Origin of the sequence: Evansella sp. AB-rgal1, assembly GCF_041820985.1 — a bacterium.
Taxonomy (GTDB): Bacteria; Bacillota; Bacilli; order Bacillales; family Salisediminibacteriaceae; genus Evansella.
In genome coordinates this window covers 41,354-58,514 of record NZ_JBGUAU010000031.1, presented here as the reverse complement: position 1 = coordinate 58,514, position 17,161 = coordinate 41,354, and the positions used below count along the sequence as shown (strand labels likewise).

Annotated in this window: 20 protein-coding genes; 1 reads left to right on the top strand and 19 read right to left on the bottom strand. The window is 36.4% G+C overall.

Annotated elements, in window-relative coordinates:
- Nucleotides 1–181 (top strand): hypothetical protein (locus ACERII_RS21140; RefSeq protein ID WP_373644948.1); only part of this gene is annotated, 181 nt, incomplete at its 5' end.
- 628 nt (nucleotides 182–809) lie between these two features.
- Here the strand turns inward: ACERII_RS21140 and ACERII_RS21135 are convergent.
- The 19 genes from ACERII_RS21135 to ACERII_RS21045 all read right to left on the bottom strand — a co-directional run bounded on the left by ACERII_RS21135 (nucleotide 810) and on the right by ACERII_RS21045 (nucleotide 17,158).
- Nucleotides 810–983: a hypothetical protein gene (locus tag ACERII_RS21135; RefSeq protein ID WP_373644945.1), complete on the bottom strand. Its 174-nt coding sequence runs from the start codon at nucleotides 981–983 to the stop codon at nucleotides 810–812.
- A 171-nt stretch (nucleotides 984–1,154) separates the two neighbouring features.
- Nucleotides 1,155–1,817, bottom strand: a complete 663-nt coding sequence (locus ACERII_RS21130; protein WP_373644944.1) for a hypothetical protein — start codon at nucleotides 1,815–1,817, stop codon at nucleotides 1,155–1,157.
- 310 nt (nucleotides 1,818–2,127) lie between these two features.
- On the bottom strand, nucleotides 2,128–2,343 hold the full coding sequence (locus ACERII_RS21125) for a transposase (protein ID WP_373644943.1): 216 nt from the start codon (nucleotides 2,341–2,343) through the stop codon (nucleotides 2,128–2,130).
- On the bottom strand, nucleotides 2,294–2,548 hold the full coding sequence (locus ACERII_RS21120; RefSeq protein ID WP_373644942.1) for a transposase zinc-binding domain-containing protein: 255 nt from the start codon (nucleotides 2,546–2,548) through the stop codon (nucleotides 2,294–2,296). Before ACERII_RS21120 ends, ACERII_RS21125 begins: the two co-directional genes overlap by 50 nt.
- A gap of 299 nt (nucleotides 2,549–2,847) precedes the next feature.
- Nucleotides 2,848–4,350 carry a lysine--tRNA ligase gene (gene lysS / locus ACERII_RS21115; RefSeq protein ID WP_373644941.1) on the bottom strand — a complete coding sequence of 501 codons (1,503 nt, stop codon included), beginning with the start codon at nucleotides 4,348–4,350 and terminating at the stop codon, nucleotides 2,848–2,850.
- A gap of 256 nt (nucleotides 4,351–4,606) precedes the next feature.
- Entirely contained in the window at nucleotides 4,607–5,602 is a 996-nt protein-coding gene (gene dusB / locus ACERII_RS21110) for a tRNA dihydrouridine synthase DusB (RefSeq protein WP_373644939.1), read from the bottom strand.
- 15 nt (nucleotides 5,603–5,617) lie between these two features.
- Nucleotides 5,618–5,824: a helix-turn-helix domain-containing protein gene (locus ACERII_RS21105; protein WP_373644938.1), complete on the bottom strand. Its 207-nt coding sequence runs from the start codon at nucleotides 5,822–5,824 to the stop codon at nucleotides 5,618–5,620.
- On the bottom strand, nucleotides 5,776–6,300 hold the full coding sequence (gene folK / locus ACERII_RS21100; protein ID WP_373644954.1) for a 2-amino-4-hydroxy-6-hydroxymethyldihydropteridine diphosphokinase: 525 nt from the start codon (nucleotides 6,298–6,300) through the stop codon (nucleotides 5,776–5,778). Before folK ends, ACERII_RS21105 begins: the two co-directional genes overlap by 49 nt.
- A 17-nt stretch (nucleotides 6,301–6,317) precedes the next feature.
- The gene (gene folB / locus ACERII_RS21095; protein WP_373644937.1) at nucleotides 6,318–6,683 is read right to left on the bottom strand and encodes a dihydroneopterin aldolase; all 366 of its coding nucleotides are present in this window, start codon (nucleotides 6,681–6,683) and stop codon (nucleotides 6,318–6,320) included.
- A 15-nt stretch (nucleotides 6,684–6,698) separates the two neighbouring features.
- Nucleotides 6,699–7,550, bottom strand: coding sequence for a dihydropteroate synthase (gene folP, locus ACERII_RS21090; protein WP_373644936.1), 852 nt, complete (start codon nucleotides 7,548–7,550; stop codon nucleotides 6,699–6,701).
- Nucleotides 7,551–7,555: 5 nt separating this feature from the next.
- On the bottom strand, nucleotides 7,556–8,422 hold the full coding sequence (pabC, locus tag ACERII_RS21085; RefSeq protein ID WP_373644935.1) for an aminodeoxychorismate lyase: 867 nt from the start codon (nucleotides 8,420–8,422) through the stop codon (nucleotides 7,556–7,558).
- Entirely contained in the window at nucleotides 8,407–9,003 is a 597-nt protein-coding gene (gene pabA / locus ACERII_RS21080; RefSeq protein WP_373644934.1) for an aminodeoxychorismate/anthranilate synthase component II, read from the bottom strand. Before pabA ends, pabC begins: the two co-directional genes overlap by 16 nt.
- Complete coding sequence (locus ACERII_RS21075) at nucleotides 9,000–10,460, bottom strand: anthranilate synthase component I family protein (RefSeq protein ID WP_373644933.1); 1,461 nt, start codon at nucleotides 10,458–10,460, stop codon at nucleotides 9,000–9,002. The genes pabA and ACERII_RS21075 overlap by 4 nt, the downstream gene beginning before the upstream one ends.
- Before the next feature lie 432 nt (nucleotides 10,461–10,892).
- Nucleotides 10,893–11,765, bottom strand: a complete 873-nt coding sequence (hslO, locus tag ACERII_RS21070; protein WP_373644932.1) for an Hsp33 family molecular chaperone HslO — start codon at nucleotides 11,763–11,765, stop codon at nucleotides 10,893–10,895.
- A gap of 24 nt (nucleotides 11,766–11,789) precedes the next feature.
- On the bottom strand, nucleotides 11,790–12,557 hold the full coding sequence (locus ACERII_RS21065; protein WP_373644931.1) for a type III pantothenate kinase: 768 nt from the start codon (nucleotides 12,555–12,557) through the stop codon (nucleotides 11,790–11,792).
- Nucleotides 12,558–12,657: 100 nt separating this feature from the next.
- The gene (gene ftsH / locus ACERII_RS21060) at nucleotides 12,658–14,679 is read right to left on the bottom strand and encodes an ATP-dependent zinc metalloprotease FtsH (protein WP_373644930.1); all 2,022 of its coding nucleotides are present in this window, start codon (nucleotides 14,677–14,679) and stop codon (nucleotides 12,658–12,660) included.
- Nucleotides 14,680–14,750: 71 nt separating this feature from the next.
- The gene (hpt, locus tag ACERII_RS21055; protein ID WP_373644929.1) at nucleotides 14,751–15,290 is read right to left on the bottom strand and encodes a hypoxanthine phosphoribosyltransferase; all 540 of its coding nucleotides are present in this window, start codon (nucleotides 15,288–15,290) and stop codon (nucleotides 14,751–14,753) included.
- A gap of 43 nt (nucleotides 15,291–15,333) precedes the next feature.
- Nucleotides 15,334–16,725 (bottom strand): tRNA lysidine(34) synthetase TilS, encoded by a 1,392-nt coding sequence (gene tilS / locus ACERII_RS21050; protein ID WP_373644928.1) that lies wholly within the window; start codon nucleotides 16,723–16,725, stop codon nucleotides 15,334–15,336.
- On the bottom strand, nucleotides 16,709–17,158 hold the full coding sequence (locus ACERII_RS21045; protein ID WP_373644927.1) for a threonine/serine exporter family protein: 450 nt from the start codon (nucleotides 17,156–17,158) through the stop codon (nucleotides 16,709–16,711). The genes tilS and ACERII_RS21045 overlap by 17 nt, the downstream gene beginning before the upstream one ends.
- Nucleotides 17,159–17,161 lie beyond the last annotated feature (3 nt).

The window sequence follows — 17,161 nt, the reverse complement described above, 5'->3', positions numbered from 1 at the left end:
TGTTTCAATGTCGTTTTTCAGCGACTTTAATAATATAACATCTTCGCTAATTGGTGTCAACAACATTTTTAAAATTGTTCATCGCTCTGTTTTGGCGACAAGAAATAATATACCACGTCATGAAAACTTGATCAACCTTTTTGGTAAAGTTTTTTTTAAGGATTTTATTTTACCACTATAAATCCTTGGTACATAAGAGGAACTTCAAACATGGAAAATTAATCCTTTCTAAAATATAATACTTTCCCTGTTATCTCTAAAAATATTAAAATGGATTATCCTTCATCAACATTCATTTACTCGTACATTATTTATATGAAGATACGCTATTAATTTTTTGCTAATCAACCAAAACCAACATGTACTTTCTAATACCAAAAAATTTATGGTAATTATTATTGCTAATCTTCTGTTCTACATATCGCATAAGGTTAAACCAAGGACAAAAAATTCTAACGGTAATGGATTTTAAAATGCCAGGATTGATTCATTTTGATTTGGAGCATTTGAAGTCTGATGAAGCATCTGAAGATCTCAAAGCTTATATGAGGACAATATGGAAGAGTCATGTGGAGAATAGTTGGAATGAGTATAAGTGGTGAAGAACCCACCATTAAAGTGGATTCTTCATCATTTGGTCTATACTTTTTACGGAGCACTTATTGCTTTTTTTGATTAATCAAATGCGTCTAAAAACTAGGGAGCCGGCACCACTAGATTTCACAGGACTTATCGGACTTCCCTTCATATTTTTACGGAAGATGCTATTCTTTTATTAAGGGGGCGGAGCGAAAAGACATATAGAGGCACTAGAAAGTGTGTGAAAGTATATTAGGTAAAAATAAATAGAGAAACAAGCCAGTTACAACTAATACAATATACTTTTTTTTGTTTTTCCCCTCTCTTAATTCCCATATAGATAAAGCAATTAAATATATACCAATCATATGTACCAATAAAAAAACGATATCCATAAAATTCACAATAATCCCCCTATAATATAATTGTGGTAAACTACCAATTAATCACTTATTAAAACGATCCTACTGAAGTTGGTGTTGTTGTCTATGATTTCGATGAATTACTAATAGTAAAGGAAATATCGGTGGCGTGTATATTAATGGAGTCTATTTCTGCAGAACTCCAAGTGTGGGCTAATTTAGCATCAACATGATAAGTGCCACTTTGGATTTTATTAATTGAAGAGTAATAATTCCTGTGTGCCAATTATACTGCCCATTCGACCAATTAATTCTATCTTGACCTTTAAATACAACACCATAGAAGTTACTAGCTCCGTCTGGACTAGTTAATGTACCAGCTGAAGTACCATTTTGATTATATAAACTTAAACTAGAACTAATGCGCGCTATTTGTTTATTAAAATTGAGACCAAACCCATTTTCCCCGCCTACATTACCATAAGAGCAACAAGGTCCATTTTCATAAAAGTAATTATTTAACGATCTGAAAGAACTAACAGCAAAATAATTTCTGACAGTGGGATCATAGTGTACACGTGGAGTACTAATACTCACATCTGATCGAACACTCATAAGTCCAATATCATCTTTTTCCTTCTTCTCAATCGCCTTTTGTTCAAGAGGTATAATACCAAATTTCTCATATAAAACGAGATCAATATCTTCTTGAGGCAATTCATCTAAAAGCATTAAATTAATTTCATCTGCTATTTTCTGATTACGTTCATTTCCACTAGAGTTATCTAAGATAGATAAACTGTTTTGTTCGATGGTTTCTATAAATTTCGTTTTAGATAAAACTACAATCAAACTTTTAATTCTTAACAATTTCATGTTCATTCCTACTCTTTTCATAATATTACCAATATTTTTGAATTTTACAATACTTTCTGTAAAATAACTGTTATTTGGTAAATGAATTATATTATCTACCTTTTTAAAAAATTGCAGATATCTTACTACTTTTTTGCTAGATTATTTTTTTTATATTAGTTCCTGAATTATTCATATCTTCGAGGCCATGAATTTATGCAAAAATCACTTGTTTGTATAAGTCATTTATCAACTCAAGTACTTTAGGATTATCTGGAAACTGGAAACCATATATTCAGCACATCCAAAAATACTTTTTGTCAAGACTTTCTTAAGTACTCGTAAGGAACGAATTCACTCGATCTCCATTCTTTGTTTTATCAAGAGCTTCTTCCGTTACAAGTGCATGTATTTGAGGAATCCATTTCAAATCTCGTCCAAATGTATGAATAACAGTGATAGCAGTAACCTTTAGCTCACGTTTTTTACTAAGACGATCAAAAAAAATAAAATAGAGATACTTCCACAACTTGTTCACTAAGCTCATTTAACTTTTTACGGTCTCGAAAAAATACTGGGCAAAATTCCTTGGGTATTGTAAATACCATATGGTGATGTGGTACATCAAAAATCATTAACTTCTGCTTATCAGACCAATCATCCGTATACTTCTTAGCACATTTATGACAAAAACCGCTTTTAAAAGTAATCCAAAAACAACTGGCCGGGGTTCTCCAACTCTTCCTAGACATTCGTACTTAAATATAACCTATATCACGTGTTCCACACTTAATAGCTTTCTCTACTGCGTCTTGTATATCATTCTTATATTGTTTAGGAAACCGATTATGATGAAGCTTCCAAAATCCATCAAAATAATCTTTAAGCATCCTTACAATGACACACTACTCTGCTTCATCATAACCACCTCCCATTCTTACTATAATTAATTCATGAGTTATCGACAGGTCGAACATTTTATAATTTCCTTAACAAAAAAAAAGCTGACTTAGGTATAAATCCCATAAATCAGCTTTTTTTATAGTTAAGATTAAGACTCTTCCACATCTCTGTGACGCATTTGAGGAAACAATAATACATCACGAATAGATTGAGAGTTCGTTAGCAACATAACTAGTCTATCTATCCCTATTCCTAACCCACCAGTTGGCGGCATACCATATTCAAGAGCTTCTACGAAATCCTCGTCCATCATATGAGCTTCATCATCACCTTGCTCACGTTCCACAAGTTGTGCTTCAAAACGCTCTCGTTGATCAATAGGATCATTTAACTCCGTAAATGCATTTGCATGCTCTCTGCCGACAATAAATAATTCAAATCTATCTGTAAAGCGAGGATCCTCTGCATTCTTTTTCGCTAGAGGAGAAATATCTACAGGGTGTCCATAAATAAAAGTAGGCTGAATTAACCTCTCTTCTACAAACGTTTCGAAGAATTCATTCACTACATGACCATATTTCATTGTATTTTTTACAGGAACATTATGCTCCTTTGCTAAAGCAAGAGCTTCTTCGTCGGACATTTCTTTCCAAAAATCTACACCCGTATGCTCTTTAATCGCATCTACCATGTGTAGTCTCTTCCACTTTGGCTCTAGATTAACCTCTTGCTCGTTGTACATTACTGTTGTATTTCCTAGAACATCTTGCGCAATATGGGCAACCAAATTTTCCGTAAGTTCCATAATATCGTTATAATCTGCATACGCTTCATATAATTCAATCATTGTGAATTCTGGGTTATGTCGAGTTGAAACACCTTCATTTCGGAAAACACGGCCTATTTCATAAACCTTTTCTAATCCCCCAACAATCAAACGTTTTAAATGTAATTCAATCGCTATACGCATATAGAGCGTCATATCTAATGCATTATGATGTGTAACAAACGGTCTCGCCGATGCTCCTCCTGCAATAGAGTGCATCATTGGTGTTTCGACCTCTAGATATCCATGGTCGTCTAAGTACCTTCTCATAGATTGCAAAATTCTACTACGCATCACAAAAGTATCACGCACCTCAGGATTTACAATTAAATCAAGATATCTTTGTCTATAACGTTGTTCTACATCCTTTAACCCATGATACTTGTCCGGTAATGGTCGTAAGGATTTCGTGAGTATCCCAAATTCTTTTGCTTTAACAGACAATTCCCCAACCTGTGTCTTAAATACTACACCAGTAATACCAACAAGGTCTCCGATATCAATACGATTGAATATATCATACTGTTCTTCCCCCACTTGATCTTTACGAACATAAATCTGTATTTGACCAGTCAGATCTTGTATATGCGCAAAACCAGCTTTTCCTTTTCCCCGTTTTGTCATAACACGCCCTGCTATTGTTACAGAAATTTCATCCTTCTCAAGATCTTCTTTTGATTTTTCTTCAAAAGTAGTCTTTAAATCCTTTGCTGTATGTGTACGTTCAAAACGCTGACCGAATGGATCAATACCTAAGTCAAATAAGTCCTTTAACTTTTCTCGTCTCACTTTCAACTGATCATTTAACTCTAATTCTTGACTCACCCTTACCAACTCCTATATTTTATTTTTCACTTATCAATAATCTATTAAAAATAAATTTCTGTTTCCTCTAGTACATTACAATATGTAGTCACTATACTAACATTAACATTTATTTGATTAACCAAACTTACTTAAAGGAACAAAACTTAAAAAGTAGGAGATAAACTCATTCAAGAAGAAAACTGCCAGTCTAGTACTGGCAGTTTTATATTATATCTCAGATGGTATTATAGGAAAGTTCCGAGTTGTTGTCAAATTACTGCACAACTACTTTTTCTTTTGCTTCTTGTTGATCAACCAATTCATATAATACTTTTGCCATGTCATCTCTCTTTGTTACACTGTTGATAGCGTCTCGATATTTTGCTGCGCCTTTCAGTCCTTTAATGTACCACGCAGCATGTTTACGCATTTCACGCACCGCTACAACTTCTCCTTTTAGATCAACTAATCGATCCATGTGCAATACACAAACATCCATTTTTTCTCGCGCTCCTGGCTCAGGCTTGTTTTCACCAGTTTGTAAATAATGAATGGTTCTGTAAAGCATCCAAGGGTTTCCTAATGCTGCACGTCCGATCATTACACCATCTACACCAGTCATTTCCATCATTCGTTTCGCATCCTCTGGAGTTTTCACATCTCCATTACCGATAACAGGGATACTAATAGCATCTTTAACCTCTTTAATAATATCCCAGTTCGCTGTTCCCTCATACATTTGGACTCTCGTACGTCCATGAACTGCTACCGCTTTTCCTCCAGCACGTTCCACAGCTCTTGCATTTTCTACTGCAAAAATATGATCTTCATCCCAACCCATACGCATTTTTACCGTAACAGGTTTATCAACAGCATCTACTACATAAGATACCATTTCATAAATTTTATTAGGATCTAATAACCATCTAGCACCGGCATCACAACTAGTGATTTTCGGTACTGGACAACCCATATTTATATCAATAATATCAGCATTTGTTTGTTTATCTACTACCTTTGCTGCTTCTACAAGTGTATCTTTATCTCCACCAAAGATTTGAAGACTCAATGGTTTTTCACGCTCATCAACGAAAAGCATTTTTAGTGATTTTTCATTTTTATGAAGAATTGCTTTATCACTAACCATTTCTGCACAAACAAGACCTGTTCCAAATTCTTTAGCAATGAGACGAAAAGCAGGATTACATACTCCTGCCATCGGAGCAAGGACAACTTGGTTTTTCATTGTAATATCACCAATTTTTAACACATTACTCACCTCTCACTATCTAATTGATTTTAATTCATCGAACGATATGTTCAACACTTCTACAACCGTTTGCAAGAGATCGTCTGACGGATTACGGTTTCCCCGTTCTATTTCCCCAAGGATAGATACAGATATTCCTATCTGCCGTGCAAACTCTTCTTGAGTAAAGCCTTTTAACTTTCGGAATGCTCGGATGCGTCTACCCCAGATGATCTCTTCCATTTTTGTACCCCTTCTTTATCTGTTAGTTCAGTAATATATTCATCAATGGACTTCCCATTGGAAAATGTGTAAGATGGCTCTATTTCCAGAAAAGGAATTAAGACGAATGATCGTTCCAACATTCTTGGATGTGGAACTACTAAATGTTCTAAGTTAATATTTTCTTTGTTAAATAGTAAAATGTCAAGGTCTATTGTACGAGGTCCCCATCTTACCTCCCGTGTTCTGCCACCGGTAGTTTCTACCAACTGAAGAAACGTTAGTAAATCATCTGCAGTTAATGAAGTAGTTATTTTCAGAACAATATTTAAAAAAGGGGACTGATCTACGATCCCTACAGGTGCTGTCTCATATATAGATGATTGTTTTAATACAGAAATCCTTTCATTCGCTTCTATTCTATCGATCGCTTCACTCAGATGTGTATAACGGTTCTCGATATTTGATCCGAGAGAAATATACGCAATATTAGTCATACCTGTCTGGTCTTGCATTAAGCTTTTCGTTCCCTTCTAATTTCCACAGCAACAGAATCATAGTGGCCAGCTATCGGTGGGTTCGGTTTCGTTACTTTAACAGATACGGCCATTACTATAGGAAAAGACTGCAATACATCTTTCGCAATTGTTTCTGTTAACGTCTCAACAAGCTTTACCGCTTTGCCTTCCATGACCTTTTTCGTGAGATTATATACTTCCGCATAATTAACAGTCTTCGTTAAATCATCGGTCTGACCTGCTTCTACAGTATTCATTTCTAAAACAACATCTACAAAAAAACGTTGACCTAATTTATTTTCTTCTGGAAAAACACCATGGTAGGCGTAAAATTCCATGCCATTTACGTAAATTTTATCCATAATCGTCTCCTTGCTTTAACTAAATTGAGGTAGTTCTTCTTTCCCTAACATGACATCCATCATTTTTGCCATTCTACTCATTTGCAAAACATCGTGTACTCTCACGATATCAGCACCTTTTTGAATTCCCAAGCAAACAGTTGCTCCTGTTCCCTCTACTCTTTCGTCTACCGGAAGCTGCAGTGTTTTTGCAATTAACGATTTTCTAGAAGTACCTAGTAATAGAGGATATCCTAGTTCTGTAATTCTCTCTAAGTACCTCATCACCAATACATTCTGTTCATATGTTTTTCCAAAACCAATTCCTGGATCTAATATGATGCGATTATCTTTTACTCCTGCGTTATGGCAAATCTTAATACTCTCTTCTAAGTCCTTTACTATATCATCCATTAAGTTGGTATAATCGGGCGTTTCACGATTGTGCATAAGAATAATAGGTACATCAAAATGAGCTGCTACGGATGCCATATTTTTATCTGCCTTTGCACCCCAGACATCATTAATAATACTAGCACCTTTTTCAATGGCAATTTCCGCAACTTTTGCTTTATATGTATCTATCGAGATTGGCACATTCACAGCTTCCCTTACAGCTGACACTGGGCCTACGATTCGTTGTATTTCCTCTTCTTCTCCCACTTTGACCGCCCCTGGTCTTGTTGATTCTCCTCCAATATCGATAATATGAGCACCTTGAGAAATCATTTCTTTCGCATGTTGGACTGCCTTTTGTTCTTCCTTAAACAATCCCCCATCAGAAAAAGAATCAGTAGTGACATTTAGTATCCCCATAATATAGGTTTTTTTTGAAAAATCAAGCTCATGTGTATACCATTTTATCGTTCGGTTATTGTTATGATTCATGGTCTTTACCCCTTTAACAATTCTAGTCTACTCCAGCAATTTTCTGTATATTGTTGGTACTCTTTTTTTAACTTTGTAAATAGCATTCCCTTTGAACCTGGGTAGCTATAACCTGCTAATTTTTGAATGGAAACAAGCTCCTGGATAGAATTTGAAACAAAAACCTCTTCTGCATCCTCTAATTCAGTTTGTTCATATAATCCAACTTCTACTTTTAGGTCTAGTTTTTTTGCTAAAGATATAATGAACTGCCTAGTAATTCCGTTTAAAGCTCCACTTTCCATGGATGGTGTATATAGCGTACTCTTTTTATACCAAAAAATATTGGAAACGACACCTTCTGATACATGTCCATGTTCTGATAAGAAAATTCCCTCCAAAGAAGGATTCATACCTACTTCACGCTTGCCAATAATATTATTTAAGTAATGATGGGATTTCAAACGACTTGAGCCTTCTGGAGTATTCCGGCGTTGAGCTAGAATAATAGCTTCCTTTTCCGAAGAAAAACTCTGCGGCAGACCCTTCACAAAAGCTATGGTAGTTGGAGATTCATATAGATCTGTAGATAGACCTATTTCCCTTTCTCCTGCTGATACATTCCATCGAAAATATCCGTCCTCCAAATTGTTTTTCCGAAGAAGGTTTTGGATGATTCCTACTATTTTCCCCCTCTCATAGGGAGGCAAAACAATCCCCAGTTCGTTCGCACTTTCGTATAAACGATGAAAATGGTCATCCAATAAAAAAGGATGACCATGATAAGTTCGAAATGTTTCAAATAGACCTAAGCCGTATAAATAACCATGGTCAAATGGAGAAATAGTAGCTTCAGTGCTATCTAATATAGACCCATTTACATAGATGTACATTGTTTGTTGTACTCCTTATATCGGTCTAAGAAATTACGTAGCAAGACTTTCCCTTCACCTGTCATAATGGATTCTGGGTGAAACTGCACCCCTTCAACAGGTAACGTTTTATGTCTTAACCCCATTATTTCTCCTTCTTTTGTTTCAGCGGAAATTTCTAAACACTCGGGAAGTGTCTCACGTTTTACTATTAACGAATGATATCTCGTTGCCGTAAAAGGATTTGGTATATTTTCAAAAATAGATTTTCCATCATGAAGCATTTCTGACGTTTTTCCATGCATTAATCGTTCTGCACGAATAACATCCCCACCAAAAACTTGTGCTAACGATTGATGACCTAGGCAAACTCCAAAAATCGGAATTTTCCCGGCGAAATGCTCTATCGTTTTTAGACTAATCCCTGCTTCATTTGGTGTACAAGGACCAGGTGAAATCATAATATAAGTAGGATTTAAGTCCTCTATCTCTTTTATTGTAATTTGATCGTTTCTTTTCACTACTAACTCTTGACCCATCTCCCCTAAGTATTGAACTAGGTTATACGTAAAAGAATCGTAGTTATCAATCATTAAAATCATTGTAGTTCCTCCTCAGCTATGCTCCATTTTGTTTTCAGCTCATCTTCACTCATCTCTTTTGCTTTCCACAATGCTTTTGCTTTCTTTAATGATTCTTTAAATTCTGCTTTCGGATTAGAATCAATCACAATTCCTGCACCTGCTTGTACATGTGCTTTTCCATCTTTAGCAATCATCGTTCGAATTGTAATATTTAATTCCATGTCCCCATTAAAGCCAATCCATCCTAATGATCCTGTATAAATGCCTCTTCGTACTGGCTCTAATTCTTCGATAATTTCCATCGTACGTATTTTTGGCGCACCAGTAATGGTTCCTCCTGGGAACGTAGCAGCAATTACGTCTATCGTATCATATTTTTCATGTTTTATCCCTCGTACATTGGAAACAATATGCATGACATGGGAATATTTTTCGATTACCATTAACTCATTTACTTCAACTGTTCCGTATTGACATACTCTTCCTAGGTCATTTCGTTCTAAATCAACAAGCATTACATGTTCTGCGCGCTCTTTTTCATTATTTATTAATGTATCAGCTAATTCCCTATCCTCTGCTTCATCTTTTCCCCTTGATCGTGTTCCAGCTATTGGCCTTGTACTAACCTCAGTATCCTTTATTTTGACTAGCAGTTCTGGTGAACCTCCAACAAACTGTATATCGGGAGTATGAAAATAACTCATATAAGGAGATGGATTAATTCTTCGCAAACACTCATATATGTGAAGAGGATGTGTTGTTAGTGGTTGCGTTTCTCTTACAGATAAATTCACTTGAAAAACATCACCCGCTGCAATATAATCTTGGACCTTCTGAACTGCATCCATAAACTTTTCTTCTGTAAACGATCTACTACTAACTGCATCAGACTCTGCTTCTTGATGATACCACAACTTATCTTCCAATTGATTCTGCGCATTTTTCCAACCTGACTCCATCATTTCCGCTCTTGCTTGTCCTATTGATTCATTTCCTTTATCTACAACACAAATAAACCAAATTAGATTTAATTGATGGTCAATGGCTACTATCTCGTCAAATGCTAAAAAGAAAAGATCATCTGTTTCTAAGTCATCTGATGCCTTTTTAGGAAGTTTTTCTATTTCTCGAATCATATCATAGCTTATTTGACCCACAATTCCTCCTTGAAAATCAGGAAGGTCATTATTTTTCTCTACATCGTATTTTTCTAACCAATTTCTTAGTGATGGCAATAAGGGTCCTGTTACCTCTTCCTCCCCTTTTTCTGTAGCAATAGAAAGCACTTTATTTTTTCCTTTCACAATCGCCCATGGGGCAAGTCCTATAAAGGAATAGCGCCCTCCTCTTCCACTCTCAAGTAATACGTGATTTTGCTGGTTTTTTGCTAATGTTGTATATGTTTGAAACCAATCAGGGGTAACCTCTTCGAGAGCTCTTTTATACCCAATGGCAATTCGTTTGTTATTATTCATGTTCATACCACCTTAAAGTTCACTGGCTTGTTTGTCTCCAACCATTATACTTTGGGAGGGGAGTGGGTGCAATTTATTGAGATGAAAAAGAGCCTAGGTTACCTAGACTCCACTCTATTATGATGGTCTACCCTCTGAAAATACGTGTATCAGCTAATATGGAATACTAACTTTGTTGGTTGTATTCCATTCGCTTCAGTCCACTCCTTTCCTGTGGGGAGTTGCCGAGCCACCTTCGTCAATTCCGCCTAAGTACGTGCCCACGTCCTGTGGGCAACGGCGTCATGTCGCCATCCTGGCTCCCGTCTGCTACGGTGTCTCGCCTCTACTCTACTTCCCACTGGAGTTCGTCGACTTACACTCATTACATAGAAAGTGCTTAGTTCTAATCCGCTTCACAAAGTATTTTCATCCGTCATAGTGGTAATTCACTTAATCCACCAATAAACCCTCTAATTCTTCCTTGGTGAAATGATAGGTCACGTTACAGAAGTTACATTTTGTTTCTGCACCTTCGTCTTCTTCTATCATTGCTTGGATTTCTGCTTTTCCTAGTCCAATAATCGCTTGTGCGATTCTTTCCTTTGAGCAGTGACATTGGAAGGAAACGTCTAATGTATCAAGCACGCGAACATTTTCTTCTCCTAAAACACGTTGTAATACTTCTTCTGGTGTTAACCCGTCTTCAATTAATGTTGATATAGGGGGAAGAACTGTAAGTTTTTCCTCAATATCATCAATCGTTTCGTCTGTAACACCTGGCATCATCTGAATGATGAATCCACCTGCTGCTGCTACATTATCATCCTTCCCTACGATGACACCTAATGCAACAGAGGAAGGTGTTTGTTCAGAGGATGCGAAATAATACGTAAAATCTTCTGCAATTTCACCTGAAACAAGAGGAACACTACCAGTAAAGTTTTCTTTCATCCCAAGATTTTTAACAACAGATAGTGATCCAGTCTCTCCTACAGCCTTTGAAACATTTAGTTTCCCTGAATCTTTTCTTTCTGGATCCACGTGAGGATTAGAGACGTAACCCCTTGCTTCCCCTTTGGCATTTGCATCCACAATAATCGGTGTCGCAGGTCCATCACCTTCAATTTTGATAGTAAGCTTTTCCTCTCCTTTTAACATAGCACCCATCATTGTTGCAGCAGACATTGTTCTACCAAGAGCAGCCGTAACTGTTCTCCATGTACCATGTCGACGTGCTGCTTCTCGAACCATTTCTGTGGAACGAATAGCATAAGCCCTCACTGTTCCATCATATGCTAAAGCCTTTACTAAGTAATCAGACAAAGATAACACTCCTTTTATTCTTTTTTACATTTTATTCTTTTCGTATATAATTTGTAGCCCTTTTAATGTTAATAATGGATCGACAATATCAATAACATCTGAATCTTTTGCAATAAGTGACGCTAAGCCCCCTGTTGCTATTACAGTAGGTTCTGATTTAGATGCTGCCTTCATACGTTTTACAATTCCCTCTACTTGTCCAACATAACCATATAGTATTCCTGCTTGCATTGCATGTACAGTATTTTTACCGATGATACTATTCGGTTTAGCTATCTCAATTCGTGGTAATTTAGAAGCTTTATTGTAAAGAGCTTCAGTAGATATATTAATTCCTGGCGCTATCGCCCCACCCATATAATGATTTTGTTCATTTATGTAGCAATAGGTTGTGGCAGTACCAAAATCAACGATAATTAAGGGGCTCCCATAGAAGTGAATTCCTGCAACGGCATTTACTATTCTGTCAGCTCCCACTTCCTTTGGATTATCATATTTAATATTTAAACCCGTTTTAATTCCAGGTCCAATGACCATCGGTTTTATATGAAAGTACTTTATACACATCTGTTCTAGCGAAAACATAATAGGAGGTACTACAGATGAAATAATAATGCCTTCGATATCAGTTAGTCGCAAGCCTTTATCATGAAATAAATCTTTAATAATCATGGCATATTGATCCTCCGTTTTGGAAGTATCGGTTCCAATTCGCCAATGATAAACTAACTCTTCTTTTTTATAAACACCTAATGCAATATTTGTGTTACCAACATCTAAAACAAAAATCATTAGGATATCCCTCTTTCCGTATTATTAGAAATAGTTAATGACTTAAAAAAGAGTGTGTCTAAGGATATTCCTCCTTTTGACACACCCCTTTTGATGGCTATTACTCTTTTTTCGTATCGTCATTGTCTTTCTTTTCATTATTGATGTCTTCTTTATTTTCCGTTGGAAGGGTAGGGCCGAATTTGTCATGCTTACCCTTGATATTAACTTTTACATCTTCCTCTGAGCTTTTAGAAGACTCTTCTGACTTGAACACTTCACTAGATGTATCACCATTTATTTTTCTCGTCATATGATGGTCATCTGGTAATTGCCCTTTTTCAATAAGAGAATTAATTTGTTGAGCATCTAATGTCTCATGTTCCATTAGAGTTACTGCTACTAATTTTAAGCTCTCAATATTTTCCTGTAAGATTTGACGACAACGTTCATAGCTTTCTTTTAGTATACGTTGTACTTCAAGGTCAATTTCATGTGCGATTGCATCACTATAATTTTGCTCGTTATTAATGTCACGACCAAGGAAAACTTCACCTTGAGTATTACCAAATTGTACAGGACCTAATTTTTCACTCATTCCAAATTCCATTACCATTTTACGAGCAATTCCTGTAGCACGTTGGAAATCATTATGGGCTCCGGTACTTACTTCACCGAAGATAACTTCTTCGGCTACACGCCCACCAAGAAGGCCTACAATCTTGTCGAGTAACTCAGGTTTCGTCATAAAGTAACGATCTTCCTTAGGAAGCATCATTGCATATCCACCAGCTTGCCCTCTTGGTACAATCGTAACCTTATGAACCAAGTCAGCACTCTCTAATTTCACACCAACAACGGTATGTCCCGCTTCGTGATAAGCAACAATTTTCTTCTCTTTTTCAGAAATGACACGGCTTTTCTTAGAAGGACCAGCAATAACACGATCAATCGCTTCTTCTACAGCTTCCATATCAATCTTTTGTTTATTCGTACGAGCAGACACTAATGCAGCTTCGTTTAACAAATTCTCTAATTCTGCACCTGAGAATCCAGGTGTACGTTGAGCAATTGTTTTTAAATCAACATCGTCTGCTAATGGTTTATTTACCGCGTGTACTTTAAGTACCTCTTCACGACCTTTAACATCCGGACGACCTACCATAATTTGGCGATCGAAACGCCCAGGACGTAACAATGCAGGATCTAAAATATCCGCACGGTTTGTTGCTGCAATAAGAATGATTCCTTCGTTTACACCGAAACCATCCATTTCAACAAGTAATTGGTTTAACGTTTGCTCTCGCTCATCGTGACCGCCACCTAAACCAGCACCACGACGACGACCAACTGCATCAATCTCATCGATAAAAATAATACAAGGGGCATTTTTCTTTGCATTCTCAAATAAATCACGTACACGAGATGCACCTACACCCACAAACATTTCTACGAAATCAGAACCACTAATAGAGAAAAAGGGAACTCCCGCTTCACCTGCTACAGCACGTGCAAGTAATGTTTTACCCGTTCCTGGAGGGCCAACTAATAGAACCCCTTTTGGGATTCTTGCACCAATTTGAGAAAACTTACGTGGATCTTTTAAGAAGTCAACAACCTCTACAAGTTCCTGTTTCTCCTCATCCGCACCAGCAACGTCTTTAAATCGAGCTTTCTTCTTATCTTCACTTACCAGCTTCGCTTTACTTTTCCCAAAGTTCATGACACGACTTCCGCCGCCCTGCGCTTGACTCAATAAGAAGAAGAATAATATAAAGATGATCACAAACGGTATAATTGCGGTAAAGAAATTCACCCACCCGCTCGGTTGATCAGCTGGTTCCACTATTAGGTCTCCACGATCCGATGCTATTATCTCCTCTAGAACAGATGCAACATCAGGAACGTTAACAATAAAATATTCATTCTCATCAGCACCTTGCAATTGACCTATAACGTTATAAACGCCCAATTTCGGTTGGATGGAGATGGACTCGATTGTACCATCCTCTAAGTACTGTTGGAATGTATTAAAACTGATTTCCTTAGTCTCTTCCTGTGGGCTTTGGAAAACACTCACAATACCAACAATAACCAAGAAAATCAAAAGATAAAATATCGTATTACGAAAAATTCGATTCATTCTTTACCTCCTCCCACGTACGAATACATTGAAATAATAGTACCATAATGTAAAGGTATATCACAATTAAATTAACTTTTATAAATTTCGGGCTTTAAAATACCGATATAAGGAAGATTTCGATAGCGCTCAGCAAAATCAAGTCCATACCCTACCACAAATTCATCAGGAACGATAAAGCCTGCCAAGTCAGGAACTAAATCAACCTGTCTTCCGTCAGGTTTGTCTAAAAGAGTGACGACCTTAACAGATTTCGCTTTTCTGTAATGAAATAGTTTTACTAAATAGCTGAGCGTTAATCCACTATCAATAATATCTTCTAAAATTAATACATCTCGTCCTTCAACAGAAGTATTTAAATCTTTAATAATCTTTACTTCACCAGAGGATACGGTATCGTTACCGTAACTAGAAACATCCATTAAATCCATTTCCATATGTGTATCAATTCGTTGAATAAGATCTCCCATAAATGGAAGAGAACCTTTTAATACTCCAATTACGAGCGGGAATTTCCCTTCATATTCTTCCGTTAATTGTTTTCCTAATTCATCAATTTTTTTTTGAATTTCTTCGGAAGAAATCAAAACCTCTTGAATGTCATCTCTCATAGCGTGTTCCTGAACCTCCTAAAAAAATTAGACTCTTTTTTTATTATGTATGATTTTCCTCACGTTCAAACTTAAGAACCACAATTCTTTCTGTGGAGTCGTCCACTAAAGCAGCATTCGATCTTTTTAACATCGGTACCCATACAATATGTCCTTTATTATCTGTCACGATGGGCCATTTATCTCGTTCCTGTTTGGGGATTTTACCTTCAATAAAAATCTCCTTGATCTTTTTTGAACCTTGTAAACCAAGGGGCGATATCTTATCACCTGGTCTCCTACACCTTGCATATAATGGTGATGAGAGTTTATCTAAATCCCCGAAAAATAAGGATTCATCTGCTTTCCATTCGTCGTTATTTTTTAAAACAGCAGTATGTATATTACCCATCTTTGTATGAATCATGCCTTCGGTTGGTAATTCAACAAACCAATCCACTGCTACTTCTTTAGTTGTTTGAAAGGTAAATATGCAATTATCATACGACTTCTCCACGATTATCTTATTTGGCAACGTAATCATACCAGATGGAGTACCCTTCCTAATAATTGTTAAAATATCATCGATATGCTTTGACGTTATGAAACGACTTACATCAGAGGAAAGATAGTTTAATATTAGATGAACTCCCCTTCTTTGTAAAGGGATTGGCAAATGAAGAAATCTTTGTATAGAAAATATAATGTTATTTTCTTGATTAAATGTAATTAGTTCTTTCATTTTTTCTTCCGTTAAAGAAGATAAGAAAGAGTCTTCTTCTGTAAACCATTCACTTTGCCGTTGGAAAGTCTTATGTAATGTCGGATTTTCTTTTTTAAGAAAAGGTAACATATGTTTTCTGAATCGATTTCTCTGATAATCTTCCTTCTTATTTGTCTCATCCTCTTGATACAGTATTTTATTTTGAGAACAGTATTCAAGTAATATCTCTTTTTCTACACTTAAGAAAGGACGAATAATTGTTCCATTTCCAAATGGACGTTTCACTGGAATCCCTTTCATGCCCGTCAAGCTCCCTCGCACCTGTCGCATAAGAATTGTTTCTATTTGATCGTCTCCATGATGAGCTAACGCTAATTTTGATGCATTTATATCCTTCATTAATTCTTTGAACCAAGAATATCTACAATATCTAGCTGCCTCTTGAATAGAAACTCTCTTCTGCCTTTGAACCTTCATGACATCTGGCTGGGAAAAATAAAAGGGAATATCATTTAATTTACAATAATTTTGTACAAAATGAAAATCTCTCAATGATGTGTTCCCTCTTAGGCCATGTTCCACATGTGCCACAGATAGTTTGTTTTTATATTCACTTTTTAGAAAATGAAGAAGAGCCATACTATCAGGTCCACCTGATACTGCTATTAGGATATGCTCATTTCCTTCTATTAATTTATGCTTGTGAATAAAGTCATTAACGATTTGGTTCATATCGATGACCTATTCCTTTCCCAAAAGAGAAAATCGCTAGAGCAAAAACTAGACCAGCTGCAATAGATCCTGCTTGAAGCATCGTCTCCACCCCAAATTCTAGTCCTCGTAAATAGTCTCCTTCAACAAAAGAAAGCATGGTAAAATATGCTCGACTTCCAGGTACAAGAGGTAATATTCCCGGTATAGATAGTGTTGTTACAGGTATTCTAATTTTTCTTGCAAAGTAATGAGAAAACATAGCTGCGTTAAAGGATGCAATGGCAGTTGAGAAAACAGGAGAACCACCTAATGTTAATCCACCTTGCAAAATTGCCCAAGTGGTCATCCCAATTGCTCCACCAAGAAGAAGCGCTCTTTTTGGCACACCGAAGATAACGCCAAAAGCTACTATTGCTATAAAGGTAATAATAAGTTCGGCACCAATTTCCACGTA